Source organism: Arthrobacter globiformis (genome assembly GCF_003261175.1).
Classification (GTDB): domain Bacteria; phylum Actinomycetota; class Actinomycetes; order Actinomycetales; family Micrococcaceae; genus Arthrobacter; species Arthrobacter globiformis_A.
Genome location: NZ_QLNP01000068.1, coordinates 67,016 through 82,226, shown reverse-complemented (window position 1 = coordinate 82,226; position 15,211 = coordinate 67,016). Strand labels below are relative to the sequence as shown.

The 15,211-nt window shown below is 66.3% G+C and carries 14 protein-coding genes, 1 tRNA gene and 1 pseudogene; 13 read left to right on the top strand and 3 right to left on the bottom strand.

What is annotated here, in order from left to right:
• A pseudogene (locus DBZ45_RS09635) lies at window positions 1-798 on the top strand (HNH endonuclease signature motif containing protein); the annotation flags it as partial.
• Between the two features lie 67 nt (window positions 799-865).
• Here DBZ45_RS09635 and DBZ45_RS09630 read toward each other — a convergent pair.
• Both DBZ45_RS09630 and DBZ45_RS09625 read right to left on the bottom strand, forming a co-directional pair.
• Window positions 866-1,579 carry a response regulator gene (locus DBZ45_RS09630; RefSeq protein ID WP_111903694.1) on the bottom strand — a complete coding sequence of 238 codons (714 nt, stop codon included), beginning with the start codon at window positions 1,577-1,579 and terminating at the stop codon, window positions 866-868.
• A complete protein-coding gene (locus DBZ45_RS09625; protein ID WP_111903693.1) occupies window positions 1,576-3,327 on the bottom strand; it encodes a sensor histidine kinase in 1,752 nt (583 codons plus the stop codon). Before DBZ45_RS09625 ends, DBZ45_RS09630 begins: the two co-directional genes overlap by 4 nt.
• Before the next feature lie 140 nt (window positions 3,328-3,467).
• Here DBZ45_RS09625 and DBZ45_RS09620 point away from each other — a divergent pair, with 140 nt between their 5' ends.
• The 10 genes from DBZ45_RS09620 to DBZ45_RS09575 all read left to right on the top strand — a co-directional run bounded on the left by DBZ45_RS09620 (window position 3,468) and on the right by DBZ45_RS09575 (window position 13,057).
• Window positions 3,468-4,808: a cation:dicarboxylate symporter family transporter gene (locus DBZ45_RS09620; protein WP_111903692.1), complete on the top strand. Its 1,341-nt coding sequence runs from the start codon at window positions 3,468-3,470 to the stop codon at window positions 4,806-4,808.
• A 239-nt stretch (window positions 4,809-5,047) separates the two neighbouring features.
• Complete coding sequence (locus DBZ45_RS09615) at window positions 5,048-5,947, top strand: ParA family protein (protein WP_102974002.1); 900 nt, start codon at window positions 5,048-5,050, stop codon at window positions 5,945-5,947.
• A 5-nt stretch (window positions 5,948-5,952) separates the two neighbouring features.
• Window positions 5,953-6,792, top strand: coding sequence for a segregation and condensation protein A (locus DBZ45_RS09610; protein ID WP_111903691.1), 840 nt, complete (start codon window positions 5,953-5,955; stop codon window positions 6,790-6,792).
• On the top strand, window positions 6,789-7,418 hold the full coding sequence (scpB, locus tag DBZ45_RS09605) for an SMC-Scp complex subunit ScpB (RefSeq protein ID WP_111903690.1): 630 nt from the start codon (window positions 6,789-6,791) through the stop codon (window positions 7,416-7,418). Before DBZ45_RS09610 ends, scpB begins: the two co-directional genes overlap by 4 nt.
• 106 nt (window positions 7,419-7,524) lie before the next feature.
• Entirely contained in the window at window positions 7,525-8,745 is a 1,221-nt protein-coding gene (locus DBZ45_RS09600) for a pseudouridine synthase (protein WP_111903689.1), read from the top strand.
• A 3-nt stretch (window positions 8,746-8,748) separates the two neighbouring features.
• Window positions 8,749-9,858: a prephenate dehydrogenase gene (locus DBZ45_RS09595; RefSeq protein WP_111903688.1), complete on the top strand. Its 1,110-nt coding sequence runs from the start codon at window positions 8,749-8,751 to the stop codon at window positions 9,856-9,858.
• Entirely contained in the window at window positions 9,858-10,571 is a 714-nt protein-coding gene (cmk, locus tag DBZ45_RS09590) for a (d)CMP kinase (RefSeq protein ID WP_111903687.1), read from the top strand. Before DBZ45_RS09595 ends, cmk begins: the two co-directional genes overlap by 1 nt.
• A gap of 28 nt (window positions 10,572-10,599) precedes the next feature.
• Window positions 10,600-11,283: a lysophospholipid acyltransferase family protein gene (locus DBZ45_RS09585; protein ID WP_440130512.1), complete on the top strand. Its 684-nt coding sequence runs from the start codon at window positions 10,600-10,602 to the stop codon at window positions 11,281-11,283.
• A 10-nt stretch (window positions 11,284-11,293) separates the two neighbouring features.
• Window positions 11,294-12,844 carry a ribosome biogenesis GTPase Der gene (gene der, locus DBZ45_RS09580; protein ID WP_111903685.1) on the top strand — a complete coding sequence of 517 codons (1,551 nt, stop codon included), beginning with the start codon at window positions 11,294-11,296 and terminating at the stop codon, window positions 12,842-12,844.
• 139 nt (window positions 12,845-12,983) lie between these two features.
• Window positions 12,984-13,057, top strand: a tRNA-Pro gene (locus DBZ45_RS09575).
• Between the two features lie 100 nt (window positions 13,058-13,157).
• Here the strand turns inward: DBZ45_RS09575 and DBZ45_RS09570 are convergent.
• Window positions 13,158-14,030, bottom strand: coding sequence for an Fpg/Nei family DNA glycosylase (locus tag DBZ45_RS09570; RefSeq protein ID WP_111903698.1), 873 nt, complete (start codon window positions 14,028-14,030; stop codon window positions 13,158-13,160).
• A 154-nt stretch (window positions 14,031-14,184) separates the two neighbouring features.
• Between DBZ45_RS09570 and gcvH the strand changes: the two genes are divergently transcribed.
• Together gcvH and DBZ45_RS09560 are read left to right on the top strand one after the other, a co-directional pair.
• On the top strand, window positions 14,185-14,571 hold the full coding sequence (gene gcvH / locus DBZ45_RS09565) for a glycine cleavage system protein GcvH (RefSeq protein WP_111903684.1): 387 nt from the start codon (window positions 14,185-14,187) through the stop codon (window positions 14,569-14,571).
• 146 nt (window positions 14,572-14,717) lie between these two features.
• Entirely contained in the window at window positions 14,718-15,194 is a 477-nt protein-coding gene (locus tag DBZ45_RS09560; protein ID WP_111903683.1) for an FHA domain-containing protein, read from the top strand.
• The last annotated feature ends 17 nt before the right edge of the window (window positions 15,195-15,211 follow it).

Below are 15,211 nucleotides of genomic sequence, written 5' to 3'. Positions count from 1 at the left end.
GGCGCGGCTGAGGACCCGCCCGCAGAAAAGGTCCCCGCAGACGCCGTGCCGGCAGGTTCAATGCCCGCAGGTTCTGTCCCCGTAGGTGATGCGCCATCCGGTCTTGTGCCGGCCGGTGGGGTGCCGTCCCCACGGGCGCAGGTGCTGGTCACGGTTCCGGTGTTCTCGCTGCTCGGCCTGTCCGAGGAGCCGGCCATGCTGGACGGGTACGGTCCGATCCCGCCGTCGATGGCCCGCCGGCTGGTTGCCGACGGCGCAACGTCGTTCCTTAGGGTGCTCACCGACCCGCGCGATGGTGCACCGCTGGAAATTGGACGCACCAGCTACCGGTTAACGAAACCGGTGCGCCAATGGCTGCGGCTCCGGGACGCCAGCTGCACATTCCCGAGCTGTAACAACCACTCACTGGACAACGACGCCGACCACATCCTCGCCTGGGCCGACGGCGGCGGCACCGGCGTCGCGAATCTTGGCCAGCCCTGCCCCAAGCACCACCGACTCAAACACGCCACTGCGTGGAGACCGGACGGCGCGACCCGCGACGCCCCGCCCGGCTGGATCTCACCGTCCGGCCGGTCCTACCAGGCCGAGTACCAGGACTGGGAACCACCTACCTGGCCAGAACCACCACCCGGCCAAGACTTACGGGAACTGTCACCCAGACAGGACTGGTCCGAACCACACGGGCCGGACTGGCCGGAGCCGCCGGACGGGCTGGAGCAGCCGGACAGACCCGAAGACCTGGATCCTGCGCTGCCTTTGGATCCCTGGCCCTACTGGTCCTCACCCGCTGCCGCCTGCAGGGCCGTCCTCAACGGGCCCCTCCGTGATGAGCTGTGTCAGTACCCACGGTGCCCGTCGGTGATCAGGCGCGGGACCAACGGTATTCGTTCTCAGGCCGGCCCGGAGCGCCGTACCGTGCCGTACGGGAGACCGTTCCGGCGTCGGCAAGGTACTCAAGGTAGCGCCGCGCGGTGACCCTCGACATTCCCAAAGCGGTCATGACTTCGGTGGCCGAGACGGCCCCCGGCTGTTCCTTCATGAAGTCGCGGACGGCGTCGAGCGTTGAAGGGGCCAGGCCCTTCGGCAGCGGCAGCTCGGACGGCGCCCGCAGGCTAGCGAAGGCCTGGTCCACGTCGCTCTGCGATGCTGCTGCCTTGGCCGACCCCGCCGCTGGTCCTGCCAGCTGCTCACGGAACTGGCGGTAGCTCTCCAGCTTGTCCGCGAACGTCGCGTAGGTGAACGGCTTGATGAGGTACTGCACGACGCCGATGGATACGGCGCTGCGGACAATCGCCAGTTCCCGAACGGCTGTGATTGCGATGATGTCGGCGAAGTGCCCGGCGGAGCGCATCCGCCGGGCGATGTCGAGGCCATGCAGGTCCGGCAGGTTCATGTCCAGCAGAACCAGCTCCACCGGGCTGCCGGCGGCGGAGAACTCGGTGAGCATCCGGAGCGCCGACTGGCCGTCCGGGGCCGTTCCGGTCAGCGTGAAGCCATCCACCCTGCCCACGTAGGCGGCGTGTGCCGCAGCCGCCACGGGCTCGTCCTCGACGACGAGGACTCGGATGTCTGTCACGCGTGCTCCTCCGGGGGGCTTGATGCGGCCGTGCTGGCCGGGAATGTGCTGGACGGGAACTTGCTTGACGGCGGTGTGCTTGGGGGAAAGGTGTCTGGGAGCGACGTGTCTGGGAGCAATGTGCCCGAAGCGATCGTGGCCGGAAGCGCGATGTGGAAGCGCGCCCCGCCGGTGCTCGAGTTGCTGATGCTCATGGTACCGGCCAGGCGCTGGACGGCCTGTTTCACCAGTGCCAGGCCGAGGCCCCGACCGAAGGGCCCGGCCGCCTTGGTGCTGAAACCGTAGCGGAACACGTCGTCTACAGCTGTTGGGTCAATGCCTTTACCCGTATCCTGCACGGTGATGTCCAGGCTTCCGCCCGTCGTGTCCACCAGCAGCTCCACCTGCCGTGGTGAGGGGGCCTCGGCGGCGGCGTCGATGGCATTGTCCAGCAGATTGCCAAGGACCGTGACCAGGTCCTGTACGGCCAAGTCTCCGCTGAGGGCCGGCCCGGACGCCTCGACCACCAGCTCGACGCCGCGCTCGTGGGCCTCGGCCGCCTTGCCCATGACCAGTGCGCTCAGCACCGGCTCCTGGACTGAACCGACCACGTCGTCCGTCAGTTGCTGGCTCAGCTCCAGGTCCTTCGTGGCAAAGTCGAGGGCCTCATCAGTCCGGCCCAGCTCCAGCAGGGAGACCATGGTGTGAAGGCGGTTTGCGTGCTCGTGGGTCTGTGCACGGAGGGCATCGGAAAGTGTCCGCATGCTCTCAAGCTCGGTGCCCAGGGACTCGATCTCTGTGCGGTCGCGGATGGTGGCAACAGTGCCGAACAGCGGGCCCCGCTGCCGTCCCGCGGAGGATCCTGGCCCCACTGCCGGCCGCTGGTTGACCACCAGCACGCCGTCACGCGTGAGGTGGATTTCGTCATGGGCGGTGCGTCCCGACTTGAAGAGTTCCTTGAGACTGGGGGCCAGAGGCAGGTCGGCGAGCAACGGCGTGGCCGCGTGGTCGTCCTCCGCTTCCCGCGGCTCCAGCCCCAGCAGTTCGGCCGCCTGGTCGTTGTAGATGACCACCCTCCCGGCCGGGTCGATCAGAATGACGCCTTCCCTGACGGAGTGCAGCACTGATTCGTAGTAGGCGAAGAGCTGGGCCAGCTGTTCGGGACCCCACCCCCTGGTCACGCGCCGCAGGTAGCGGCCAAGAAACCACGACGCGAGCGATCCGCCCGCGAGCAGGAAGCCGGAGACGGCCAGCAGCGCCGGGAGCCTGCCGGAGACGGCCACGTCCACAGTATTGACGGTCACCCCGGCCGCCACGAGTGCGCGGACCGTGCCGCGGGCGTCCTTCGCCGGGGCGATCGTCCGCACCGACGGACCCAGCGTTCCGGCGGTGATCTCGGTGAAGACCCGTCCCCGCAGGGCCTCTTCGATCGAACCGATGTAGGGCCGGCCAAGCTCCTCGTCCAGCGGGTGCGTCCACCGCGTCCGGTCCGGCGCCATGATGGTGATGAAATCGGCTCCCGAATCGGCCATGACTTTCAGTGCGTAAGGCTGCAGCTGCGCCGAGGGGTTCCCGGAGCCGGCGGCCTGCAGAACCAGCGGGTTATCGGCGATGGACGTAGCGAGGGCGCCCATCCGGCGGCCGGCCTCCTCGTAGGCATGGTCCCGGGCGTCGACGAAAACGGCCGTGCCGACGATGGCCGTAAGGGCCAGCATGAACAGCAGGTTCGCAACGAACAGCCGCCTCGCGATGCTCCAGCGGTGGATCATCAACACCTCCCATGACCAATATGAACGCAACGGTGAGCCAAGTCACCCTGTGGCGAATGATGGAAATCACAAAGGACCGACGCGCGGAGCCCAGAGATTGTGCCGAAGCGTCTTCCAGATTATCCATAAGGAGAGACAAGATGGCTTCTCAACGAGGAGAGTCGGCAGCGCCGGCTAAAGCCGAGCGCAAGGGACTCGACAAGTCCCATTACCTGTACATCGCGGTTATCGCAGCCGTCATCCTCGGCGCTCTGGTGGGACTGCTGTTCCCCGAGGTCGGAAAATCACTCAAGCCCCTCGGTGACGGCTTCATCAAGCTGATCAAGATGATGATCGCCCCGGTCATTTTCTGCACCATCGTGCTGGGCATCGGCTCCATCGCCAAGGCGGCCACCGTCGGCAAGGTCGGCGGCCTGGCATTGGGCTACTTCGTTGTGATGTCCACTTTCGCGCTGGCGATCGGCCTCGTCGTCGGCAACATCATCCACCCGGGCGAAGGCCTGAAGCTCACGCCGTACGACCCTAACAAGAAGGCGGCCACGGACAGCACCGTCGACTTCCTGCTGGGCATCATCCCCGGCGACATTCCGGTGCTTCCCACCCTGCTCGCCGCCATCCTCGTCGGCTTCGCGCTGCAGAAGATGGGGCCGCAGGGAGCCCCGATCCTGAAGGCCATCGGCCACGGCCAGGCCCTGGTCTTCCGCATCCTGATCATGATCATGTGGCTTGCCCCGGTGGGTGCCTTCGGTGCCATCGCCGCCGTGGTCGGCGCTACCGGCTTCCAGGCCATCGTGAGCATGTTCACCCTGATGATCGCGTTCTACATCACCTGTGCGCTGTTCATCGTCGTCATCCTCGGCGGCCTGCTGCAGGTTGTCACCGGCGTGAACATCTTCAAGCTGATGAAGTACCTGGCCCGCGAATACCTGCTGATCTTCTCGACGTCGTCCTCCGAGGCCGCCCTGCCGCGCCTGATCGCCAAGATGGAGCACCTGGGCGTCTCCAAGCCGGTTGTCGGCGTAACGGTTCCCACCGGTTACTCCTTCAACCTTGACGGCACGGCCATCTACCTGACCATGGCGTCGCTCTTCGTGGCCAACGCGATGGGAACCCCGCTGGACCTCGGCGCGCAGATCTCCCTGCTGGTCTTCATGATCATCGCGTCCAAGGGCGCAGCCGGCGTCACCGGTGCTGGCCTGGCCACGCTCGCCGCCGGCCTGCAGGCCCACAAGCCCGAACTCCTGGGCGGCGTCGGCATGATCGTCGGCATCGACCGCTTCATGTCCGAGGCCCGTGCACTGACCAACTTCACCGGCAACGCCGTCGCCACCCTGCTGATCGGCACTTGGGTCAAGGAGGTCGACGGCGAACAGGTCAACCGGGTGCTGTCCGGCGAGGAACCGTTCGACGAACAGACCATGGTGGCGCACCACCACGGCGTGGTGGAAGCCCCCGCACCGGCCATGCCGGCCAAGGCTTAAGGCCAAACGCCAGTCCAGCCGTAATGAAACCGCCCGCACAGGCCCTGCCTGTGCGGGCGGTTTCTTGGCCGCCAAAAAGCCAACCTTCGACCTCAGGTACAAGGTAAAGGCTCAAACGCCATCAAAAGTCAAGGTCCACGGAATGCCGTGTCGGGCGCTGTAGCCTTGGGGTGGAAGAAGCAGGGGCGCTGGAAGACAGCGGCAGAAAAATCACCGTCATCGAAAGTGTGGATAGATACGTGAGCAGCGAACAGGGTTCAGCAACTCTGGAAGGCACGGAACTCGACCTGGAAGACGCCGTCATGGGTCCCACGGGCCGCCCCCACCGCGAATTTCCGGAGCCCGCGCCGCTGTCCTCCCATGGACCGGCCCGCGTCATAGCCATGGTTAACCAGAAGGGCGGGGTGGGCAAGACCACCTCCACCATCAACCTTGCCGCAGCGCTCGCCGAATATGGCCGCCGCGTGTTGCTGGTGGACTTCGACCCGCAGGGCGCGCTGTCCGCCGGGCTCGGCGTCAACCCTCATGAACTCGATCTGACGGTCTACAACGTCCTGATGGACCGCAAGATCGACATCCGCGAAGCCATCCACCAGACCGGCGTGGAGAACGTGGACCTGCTGCCGGCCAACATCGACCTCTCGGCGGCGGAAGTCCAGCTGGTCAACGAGGTGGCCCGCGAGCAGGTCCTGGACCGGGCGCTGAAGAAGGTCGAGGACGACTACGATGTCGTGCTCATTGACTGCCAGCCTTCCCTCGGACTGCTCACCGTCAACGCGCTGACCGCGGCCCACGGCGTGATCATTCCGCTGATCTGCGAGTTCTTTGCCCTGCGCGCGGTGGCACTGCTGGTCGAAACCATCGACAAGGTCCAGGACCGGCTCAACCCGCGGCTGCAGGTGGACGGCGTACTGGCCACGATGTACGACGCCCGCACGCTGCACAGCCGGGAAGTCATCAGCCGCCTGGTGGAGGCCTTCGGCGACAAGGTCTTCGAAACCGTCATCAAGCGTTCCATCAAGTTCGCCGACGCCACGGTGGCCGCCGAGCCCATCACGAGCTACGCCGGAAACCACGTGGGTGCCGACGCCTACCGCCGCCTCGCCAAGGAACTGATTTCGCGCGGCGGCGCGCCCTAGCCCGGATGACCGCAGAGCCGGCAACGCCCGCCGCCGAGGCCAGGCGGTCCGGCTTCGAGGTACGCCTGGCCAACTTCAGCGGCCCCTTCGACCTCCTGCTGGGACTGATCTCCAAACACCAGCTGGACATCACCGAGGTGGCACTTGCCACGGTCACCGACGAATTCATCCGGTACATCCGGAACCTCCAGGAGCTGGGGGAGGAGTGGGCCCTTGACGAGGCCAGTGAGTTCCTCGTCATCGCGGCCACGCTGCTGGACCTGAAGGCAGCGCGCCTGCTGCCCGCCGGTGAAGTGGAGGACGACGACGACATCGCCCTTCTCGAGGCACGTGACCTGCTCTTTGCCCGGCTGCTGCAGTACAAGGCCTTCAAGAAGGTTGCCGCGCTGATGGACGCCACCCTGGAACTGGAGTCCCGGCGCTATCCGCGTCAGGTGGCACTCGAGGAGAACTTCGCAGCGATGCTGCCGGAGCTCGTCTGGAAGCACAGCCCTGGACAGTTCGCGGCACTGGCCGAGGCAGCGCTCAAGCCAAAGGACCCCGCACCGACAGAGGTGGGCGTGGCCCACCTGCACGGCAGCACGGTCAGCGTCAAGGAACAGGCCGAACTCATCGGCCTGCGGCTGCAGGACGGCCGGCCCCTGACATTCCGTGCCCTGATAGCCGACGCAGAATCTACGCTGGTTGTGGTGGCGCGCTTCCTGGCTCTGCTGGAGCTGTTCAGGGACCAGGTGGTGGCCTTCGACCAGGTGGCGCCGCTGGGGGACCTGACTGTGCGGTGGACCGCGGATGGCACCGGATGGACGGGGGAGCACCTGAGCGAAGAATACGAGGAGCATCAATGACGGATCCAGTTTCGGGCCGGGAACGCGCCGCACTTGAGGCGGTGCTGATGGTGCTGGACGAGCCCACCTCTGCCACCGACCTGGCCGCCGGACTGAACCTGACGGTGGCAGCCGTCGAGGAACTGCTGCTGGATCTGCAGCGCGACTATGACGGCTATACTGTTAAAGCCCCGGATTTGGAAACTGGCAGTGATGGACCTAAGCATGACGTCGCTTCCAGCCCCCGGGGTTTTGAATTGCGGAATGTCGCCGGCGGCTGGCGCATCTACTCACGGGCTGAATTCGCCGACGTCGTCGGTGCTTTCGTCCTGGAGGGGCAGACAGCCAGGCTGACCCAGGCGGCGCTCGAGACACTTGCCGTCATCGCTTACCGCCAGCCGGTATCCAGGGCAAGGGTGTCTGCAATTCGGGGAGTCAACGTTGACTCTGTTGTGCGGACGCTGACCCAGCGCGGCTTGATCGAGGATAGCGGAACCGATCCGGAATCGGGCGCTGTCCTGTACCGCACGACGTCGTATTTCCTTGAACGCATGGGGATCGGCTCGGTGGCTGAGTTGCCTCAGCTTTCACCGCACCTTCCGGGGCTTGAAGGAATTGAAGAGTTCTACGACGCCGGAAGAATGTAGGCGGCACGCCTGCGAAGCAGTTTTTACCAGGGCAGATTTAATCTGCACGGCTGGCTAATGTTGTCTCTGGACAACCTTTGCCGGTCAAAATCACAGAGGACGGGTCATGACACAGGCGGGACGCCAGGGTTCACCACGTAACAGCTCCGGACGTAAAGGTCCGGATCGCAACGCTCCGCGCGGCGCGGCACAAGGCCGCGGCGCGGGCGCCGGGAAGCGCGACTTCCCCCAGGGCGGTGACCGCCCCTTCGGCGACCGCACCTACAAGGCCAAGCCCCGCGAGGAGCGCTTCGTCGACCCAGACGAGGCACCCGCTGGCCGGCGGCCCGCCGGTGACTGGAAAGGGGGCGCCAAGGCCCCCGCAGCCAGGACAGGTGCACCCAATACCGGCGCACGCAATGCCGCCGCCGCCCGGAAGCCCGGCGCGAACAGGGCCCCCGGCACCCCCGGCGCGCTGAAGCCCAAGTCGGGCGCCCCCAAGGCCGCGGGTTCGCGCGCCTTCGGCAGCGAACGCTTCGGCAAGAACCTGGGGCCGGTCCGCCGGCCCTCCCGCACCCGCGGTCCGCGCGCCGAGGTGCCGCAGTCCGAAGTCCACGACGCCGACGGCGTCCGCCTGCAGAAGGTCATGGCCTCCGCCGGCGTCGCCTCCCGCCGCGTCTGCGAAGAGATGATCGCCGAGGGCCGCGTTGAGGTCGACGGCAAGGTCGTCACCGAGCTCGGCGTACGCGTCGATCCCAAGACCGCCGTCATCCACGTGGACGGCCTGCGCATCCAGCTGGATGACACGCTGGTCTACATGGTGTTCAACAAGCCCAAGGGCGTGGTGTCCACCATGGAGGACCCCGAAGGCCGGCCGTGCATCAGCGACTACATCCGCAACAACCAGGGCGAACGGCTCTTCCACGTCGGGCGCCTCGACGTCGCCACCGAGGGCCTGCTGCTGCTGACCAACGACGGCGAGCTGGCCAACCGGCTGACCCACCCGTCCTACGAGGTCCCCAAGACCTACCTGGTCCAGGTCCGCGGGCCGTTCCCGCAGGGTATCGGCGCGCAGCTCAAGGACGGCATCGAACTTGAGGACGGTTTCGCCTCGGTCGACTCCTTCCGGCTGGTCGACTCGACCCCGGGCCATGTCCTGATCGAAGTGGTGCTGCACTCCGGCAAGAACCGCATTGTCCGGCGCCTGTTCGACGCCGTCGGGTTCCCGGTATTGCGCCTGGTGCGCGTCAAGGTCGGCCCCATCGGCCTCGGTGACCAGCGCCAGGGAAGCATCCGCAACCTCGGCAAGCAGGAAGTCGGCCACCTGCTGGCATCCGTGGGGCTGTAAGGGATGTCGGCTTTCCGTACGTACGGCCGCGGACACCTTAATGGCCCGGTCGTCGTTATCGGCACGGGCCTGCTCGGCACCAGCATCGGCCTTGGCCTGCGCGGCCGCGGCGTTGCCGTGTACCTGTCCGATCCGTCGCCGACCAACCAGGCAGTCGCCGTCGACATCGGCGCCGGCGTCCCGTTGGCGGGCATGGGTGACGAACGGCCTGAGCTCGTTGTGGTCGCGTCGCCGCCGGACGTGACCGCGGACGTTGTGGATCGCGCGCTGGCAGACTACCCGGACGCCACCGTCGTCGACATCGCAAGCGTCAAGGCTGCGATCCTGCATGACCTGCGGGGCCGCGGCGCGGACCTCAGCCGCTACGTGGGTACCCATCCCATGGCAGGCCGCGAGAAGTCCGGGCCCGTCGCCGCCCGGGGCGAGCTTTTCACCTCCATGCCGTGGGTCATGTGCCCTACCGAGGAATCCTCGGCCGGGGCGCTCCAGGCTGCGCGGGCGCTGGCCACCGACCTGGGCGGCCTCGTTTCGCAGTTCACGGCCGAGGAACATGACGGGGCCGTGGCCCTGGTCTCCCACCTGCCGCAGGTGATGTCCTCGCTGCTGGCGAGCCGGCTGCAGGACACTCCGATGCATGCCCTTTCCCTCGCCGGGAACGGGCTCCGCGATACCACCCGCATCGCGGCCAGCGACCCTACGCTGTGGGTCCAGATCCTGGGAGCGAATGCCCGAAAGGTGGTGGAGATCCTTTACGGTGTGCGCGAAGACCTCAACCGGCTGATCGGGACACTGGAAGACCCCGCGGCTGCCGGGGCCCGTCTTGACCTGGCCCAGCTGATGAGCGAAGGCAATGCCGGGCAGGCCAGGATTCCGGGTAAACACGGCGGACCTCCGCAGGCCTATTCCTGGCTCACGGTGCTTGTCGATGACCGGCCCGGCCAGATCGCCAGGCTGCTGACCGAGATCGGTGAGATCGGCGTCAACCTCGAAGACCTCCGGCTGGACCACTCCTCCGGACAGAACGTGGGCATGGTGGAAATCTCGGTGCTGCCGAGCGCGCATGACCTACTTGTAGAAGCACTAAGCGACCGTGGATGGCGGGTACTTCAGTAATGACACAGGAACTGATCGACACTTTGCCTGCCCTCCGGCTGGGCCGGCCGCTGGTCGTGGCCATCGACGGGCCATCCGGTTCGGGCAAATCCAGCGTCAGCAAGGAAGTGGCACGCCGCCTGAGCCTCGCGTACCTGGACACCGGTGCGATGTACCGGGCCCTCACCTGGTACTGCCTTGACCGCGGAACGGACCTTGCCGACGCCACTGCCGTCGAACTGGCGGCCGAAGAACTGCCGCTGGACATCAGCACCAGCCCGCACAGCGAGTTTGTGCGGGTCGGCGGTGCCGACGTCACCGACGCCATCAGGGAACCGGGCATCTCCTCGGCCGTCAGCGCCGTCGCCACCACGCTCGGGGCCCGGACCGAACTCATCCGCCGCCAGCGCGCCCTGATCGAAAAGCACAACCGCCGCATGGTGGTGGAGGGCCGGGACATCACCACCGTCGTCGTGCCCGGTGCACAGGTGCGCATGCTCCTGACCGCCAGTGCGGAAGCCCGGCTCCGCCGCCGTGGTATCCAGCTCGGCGGAACCCAAAGCGCCGAGCAACTGGCCGCCCAGGTGACCCAGCGGGACGCGAAGGACTCCACCGTGGTGAACTTCACGCAGGCGGCGGACGGTGTGGTGACGCTGGATTCGTCCGACCTGGATTTCGAGGAAACCGTCGCCGCGGCCCTGCGCATCGTCACCAAGGTCATCAACCATGAGTGATTCGGCCACTGTTCCGGGTGCCTGGTCCATGGCGTGGAGCCGACCCGTTGGCCGGTTCCTGAACAACGCCGTCTACCGCACATCCGTCACCGGGCGCTCCAACGTTCCGGCCTCGGGGCCGGTGATCTTCGCAGGAAACCACATCAGCTTCCTCGACGGACCCGTCATGTTCGGTGCCTCGCCCCGGCCCATGCACATTCTCGTTAAAAAGGAGATGTTCAAGGGCTTCCTCGGCCGCGTGCTGAGGGCATCGGGCCAGCTTCCGGTTGACCGCGCGGGAGACCGCTCGGTCCTGCAGCTCAGCAAGGACATGCTCGACGCCGGGCGCTGCATCGGCATCCTGCCCGAGGGGACCCGGGGGAGCGGCACGGCAACCGGCATCAGCAACGGGGTGGCATGGCTCGCCCTGAATTCGGACGCAGTTGTGGTGCCGGTGGCCATCCTCGGCACGCGGCAGGGCGGCGAGCACCTGGACAGCATTCCGAAACCCGGCCGCAAGCTGCACGTCAGCTTCGGCCAGCCCCTCGCGCTCGGCCGGAAACCGGGTGAAACCGGGCGTGCTTCAATGGACAGGGCGGCTACGGAAATCCGGGACACTCTCGCCGCGCACGTCCGGAACACCGTCCGGCACAGCGGGATGTCCTTGCCCTCCGCGGATCATCCGCACCAACGTCCCACCGCAGTAGCCGGACCGCCGGCAGACCACCATTAAGGAAAGCGCAATGAGCGATACGACTCAAACTTCCGGCCACTCCGGCGCCGGCGAAGACGAATACACGCCCACCGGCACAGACCAGGTGGCTGAACATCTGGCGGCCATGGACGACGACGAGGCGGAGCTTCGCGCCGCTTCCCTCCGCGCCGGACTGGACGCCTACGAACTCGACGAAGAAGACGCCGCGCTCCTCAGCGGCCTGCACGACGAGGACGATCTCGAGGGCCCGCTCAAGCTGGACCCCGTGCTCGCCATCATCGGCCGCCCGAACGTTGGCAAGTCCACCCTCGTTAACCGCATCCTGGGCCGCCGCGAGGCGGTTGTGGAGGACACCCCCGGCGTGACGCGCGACCGCGTGATGTACTCCGCGAACTGGAACGGCCGGAACTTCACGCTGGTGGATACCGGCGGCTGGGAACACGATGCCCGCGGCATCCATGCCCGGGTGGCCGAGCAGGCCGAAATGGCAGTGGAGCTGGCTGACGCAGTGCTGTTCGTCGTCGACTCGGCAGTGGGCGCAACCGCCACGGACGAGGCCGTCGTGAAGATGCTCCGGCGGAGCAAGAAGCCTGTCATCCTCGTGGCCAACAAGGTGGACGACTTCGTGCAGGAAGCCGACTCCGCAGTCCTGTGGGGCCTGGGCTTCGGTGAGCCGTACCCCGTCTCCGCGCTGCACGGCCGCGGCGTCGCCGACCTGCTGGACCACGTCATGGACACCCTGCCGGAGTTCTCCACCGTTGAAGGCATCGAACGCTCCGGCGGTCCGCGCCGGATCGCCCTGATCGGACGCCCCAACGTCGGCAAGTCCTCCCTCCTGAACAAGCTTGCCGGCTCCGAGCGCGTGGTGGTGGACAACACTGCCGGCACCACCCGCGACCCGGTCGACGAATTCATCGAGCTCGGCGGCCAAACCTGGCGCTTCGTGGACACCGCCGGCATCCGCCGTCGCCAGCACATGGCGCAGGGCGCCGACTTCTACGCCTCGCTCCGGACCCAGAGTGCGCTGGAAAAGGCGGAGGTCGCCGTCGTTCTCCTGGCGGTTGACGAGGTGCTCAGCGAACAGGATGTCCGCATCCTGCAGCTGGCCATTGAGTCGGGGCGTGCCCTGGTGCTCGCTTTCAACAAGTGGGACCTTCTGGACGACGAACGGCGCCGGTACCTGGAACGCGAAATCGAGCAGGACCTGGCGCACGTGGAGTGGGCGCCGCGCGTCAACATCTCCGCCAAGACGGGCTGGCACAAGGACCGCCTGGTGCCGGCGCTGGAGCTGGCGCTGGAAAACTGGGACAGGCGCATTCCGACCGGACGGCTCAACGCCTTCTTGGGCGAACTGGTGGCGGCGCACCCGCACCCGGTCCGCGGCGGCAAGCAGCCCCGCATCCTGTTCGGCACGCAGGCCTCCAGCCGGCCGCCGAAGTTCGTCCTGTTCACTACGGGATTCCTGGACCCGGGCTACCGCCGGTTCATCACCCGCCGCCTGCGGGAAACCTTCGGCTTCGAGGGAACGCCCATCGAAGTCAGCATGCGGGTTCGTGAAAAGCGCGGCAAGAAGCGTTAATTACGCCACACCGGGCTGCGAATACCGGAAAGTGTCACTGGCACCCGCCGGAATCGTGTAAGCTCTTCTAGGTGGTTCGGCCGGACTGCTTAGGTGAAATTCTTCGGAAGATTCATCTGGCGGAGAACGGCGGAACTGACGGGCTGTAGCGCAGCTTGGTAGCGCACTTGACTGGGGGTCAAGGGGTCGCAGGTTCAAATCCTGTCAGCCCGACCGCATGAAAACCCCGCCAACCCAACAGGGTTGGCGGGGTTTTTTGTTGCCCGTTCGACGGCGGCACGTGTCTGAGCGGCAGGCGCTACCTGAGGCCGTGCTACTTGAGGAAACGGGACGTTCTGCGGTCGGCCAGGATCTTGCCGTTTGTCTGGCAGGTCGGGCAGTACTGCAGGGCAGTGTCAGCGAATGACACCTCCCGGACCGTGTCCCCGCATACCGGGCAGGGCTGGCCGGCGCGGCCATGCACATTCATGCCGCTCCGTTTCGCATCCTTGAGGTCCGCGGGCGCCTTTCCCTGGGCCTGGGTTACTGCGGCTCCCAGGACGGTGTGGATGGCGTCGAACAGGGTCCCGACCTTCGCCGGCTCCAAGGAATTGGCCATGGCGAACGGGGAAATCTTCGCTGCGTGCAGGATTTCGTCGCTGTACGCGTTTCCGATGCCGGCTATGACACTCTGGCTCCGCAGCACGCCCTTGATCTGGTGCGCGTGCCCGGCGAGGATCTCGGCGAACATCTCCCGGCTGAAGGCCGGGGCGAACGGATCGGGCCCGAGGTCCGCAATGCCGGGAACGTCGCCGGGCTTTGACACCACGTAGATTGCCAGGCCCTTCTTGGTGCCGGCCTCGGTCAGGTCGACGCCCACCTTCCCGCCGTCGCTGCCCGCAAGGTGCAGCCGGGCTGCGATGGGACCCTTGCCGGGCCGGAGCGGATCGGGCGAGGGATTTTCGGTGTAACGGACCCAGCCGGCCCTGGCGAGATGAAAGACGAGATACAGGCCGTCCGCGTCGATGCTGACGAATTTCCCGAACCGCTCCACTCCGGTGATAGCACGGCCTGCCAGCGCCGTGTAGGGCGGGTCGGCCGTCTTGAGGACCGCCACGGACAGAATCTGCATCTTCTCCAGCACCGCGCCGCGCAGCCGTGTGTCGAGGAACGTGCTCAGTGCGGCCACCTCGGGTAGTTCCGGCATGGCACCCACTTTGCCACACGGGATGCCGGATTGGGCGGTTCCCGCAGGCTTAATGGCCCGTCCGGCGGCCAGGGAGTTGTGCATATACTTTCAACCGGTGGCTGTTCCCTACGCCTCCGTTGACATTGGTGATTGACCCGATGAAAGGCCCCTGATGAGCAACATTCCCTCTGATCTGTCCTACACCGCCGAACACGAATGGGTGACCGCACCGAACGCCGATGGTGTTGTCCGCGTGGGGATCACCGACTTCGCACAGGACGCCCTCGGGGATGTCGTCTACGCCCAGATGCCCGAAGTGGGCACCACTGTTAAGGCAAACGACGTCGTCGGCGAGGTTGAGTCCACGAAGAGCGTCAGCGACATTTATGCGCCTGTCTCCGGCGAGATCGTGGCCCGTAACGAGGCACTCGACGGCGATTCCGCGCTCATTAACTCCGATCCGTACGGGGACGGCTGGCTCATTGAAGTCAAGCTGGCCGAACCTGATGCAGTGGATTCCCTGCTCAGTGCATCGGAGTACGAACAACAGGTAGGCTAAAGCTAACCGGTCCCGCTGCCCGGCCACCGGAGTCCAGCCATGGAGTCCTGCGGCCGGACGGCGGGCGGCATATCGGAGCTGCCAGGCAGTTCCGGACGGTACGCGTTGATTGCAGGGGGACATCTGCAACGAATGAGGAGGAATCCATGGTTGGCGGCGAACAGAACCACACCAGCGGCGATTACGGCACAGGTGCGGGCAGGGCCTCGGAAACCACCTCGATCAACCTCACTCCGGTTCATGACGAGCCGACGATCGTACCCAAGCTCTCCCCGGAGGAACGCTCTGCTGTCGAGGCACTGCCCTCCGGCTCGGCCCTGCTCGTGGCCCACAGCGGGCCGAACTCGGGTGCCCGTTTCCTTCTTGACTCCGATGTCACCACGGCCGGGCGGCACCCGGATGCTGACATTTTCCTCGACGACGTGACGGTCTCCCGCCGCCACGTCGAGTTCCGGCGCACACCGCGGAGCTTCGAGGTGGTGGACACCGGAAGCCTGAACGGCACCTATGTCAACCATGACCGCGTGGACAGCGTGGAACTGAGGTCAGGAAACGAAGTCCAGATTGGCAAGTTCCGCCTCACCTTCTACCTGAGCCCTGCCCGCGCAGCAGGACGCGTCTGATTCGGAGCGGCTGCCTG

Bases quoted from the DNA above. Each gene is read 5' to 3' on its own strand.
- DBZ45_RS09560 (WP_111903683.1), top strand. From the start codon at position 14,718: ATGGTTGGCGGCGAACAGAACCACACCAGCGGCGATTACGGCACAGGT.
- DBZ45_RS09595 (WP_111903688.1), top strand. From the start codon at position 8,749: ATGTCGGCTTTCCGTACGTACGGCCGCGGACACCTTAATGGCCCGGTC.
- gcvH (WP_111903684.1), top strand. From the start codon at position 14,185: ATGAGCAACATTCCCTCTGATCTGTCCTACACCGCCGAACACGAATGG.
- DBZ45_RS09625 (WP_111903693.1), bottom strand. From the start codon at position 3,327: ATGATCCACCGCTGGAGCATCGCGAGGCGGCTGTTCGTTGCGAACCTG.
- DBZ45_RS09585 (WP_440130512.1), top strand. From the start codon at position 10,600: ATGGCGTGGAGCCGACCCGTTGGCCGGTTCCTGAACAACGCCGTCTAC.
- cmk (WP_111903687.1), top strand. From the start codon at position 9,858: ATGACACAGGAACTGATCGACACTTTGCCTGCCCTCCGGCTGGGCCGG.
- DBZ45_RS09600 (WP_111903689.1), top strand. From the start codon at position 7,525: ATGACACAGGCGGGACGCCAGGGTTCACCACGTAACAGCTCCGGACGT.
- DBZ45_RS09610 (WP_111903691.1), top strand. From the start codon at position 5,953: ATGACCGCAGAGCCGGCAACGCCCGCCGCCGAGGCCAGGCGGTCCGGC.
- DBZ45_RS09620 (WP_111903692.1), top strand. From the start codon at position 3,468: ATGGCTTCTCAACGAGGAGAGTCGGCAGCGCCGGCTAAAGCCGAGCGC.
- scpB (WP_111903690.1), top strand. From the start codon at position 6,789: ATGACGGATCCAGTTTCGGGCCGGGAACGCGCCGCACTTGAGGCGGTG.
- der (WP_111903685.1), top strand. From the start codon at position 11,294: ATGAGCGATACGACTCAAACTTCCGGCCACTCCGGCGCCGGCGAAGAC.
- DBZ45_RS09570 (WP_111903698.1), bottom strand. From the start codon at position 14,030: ATGCCGGAACTACCCGAGGTGGCCGCACTGAGCACGTTCCTCGACACA.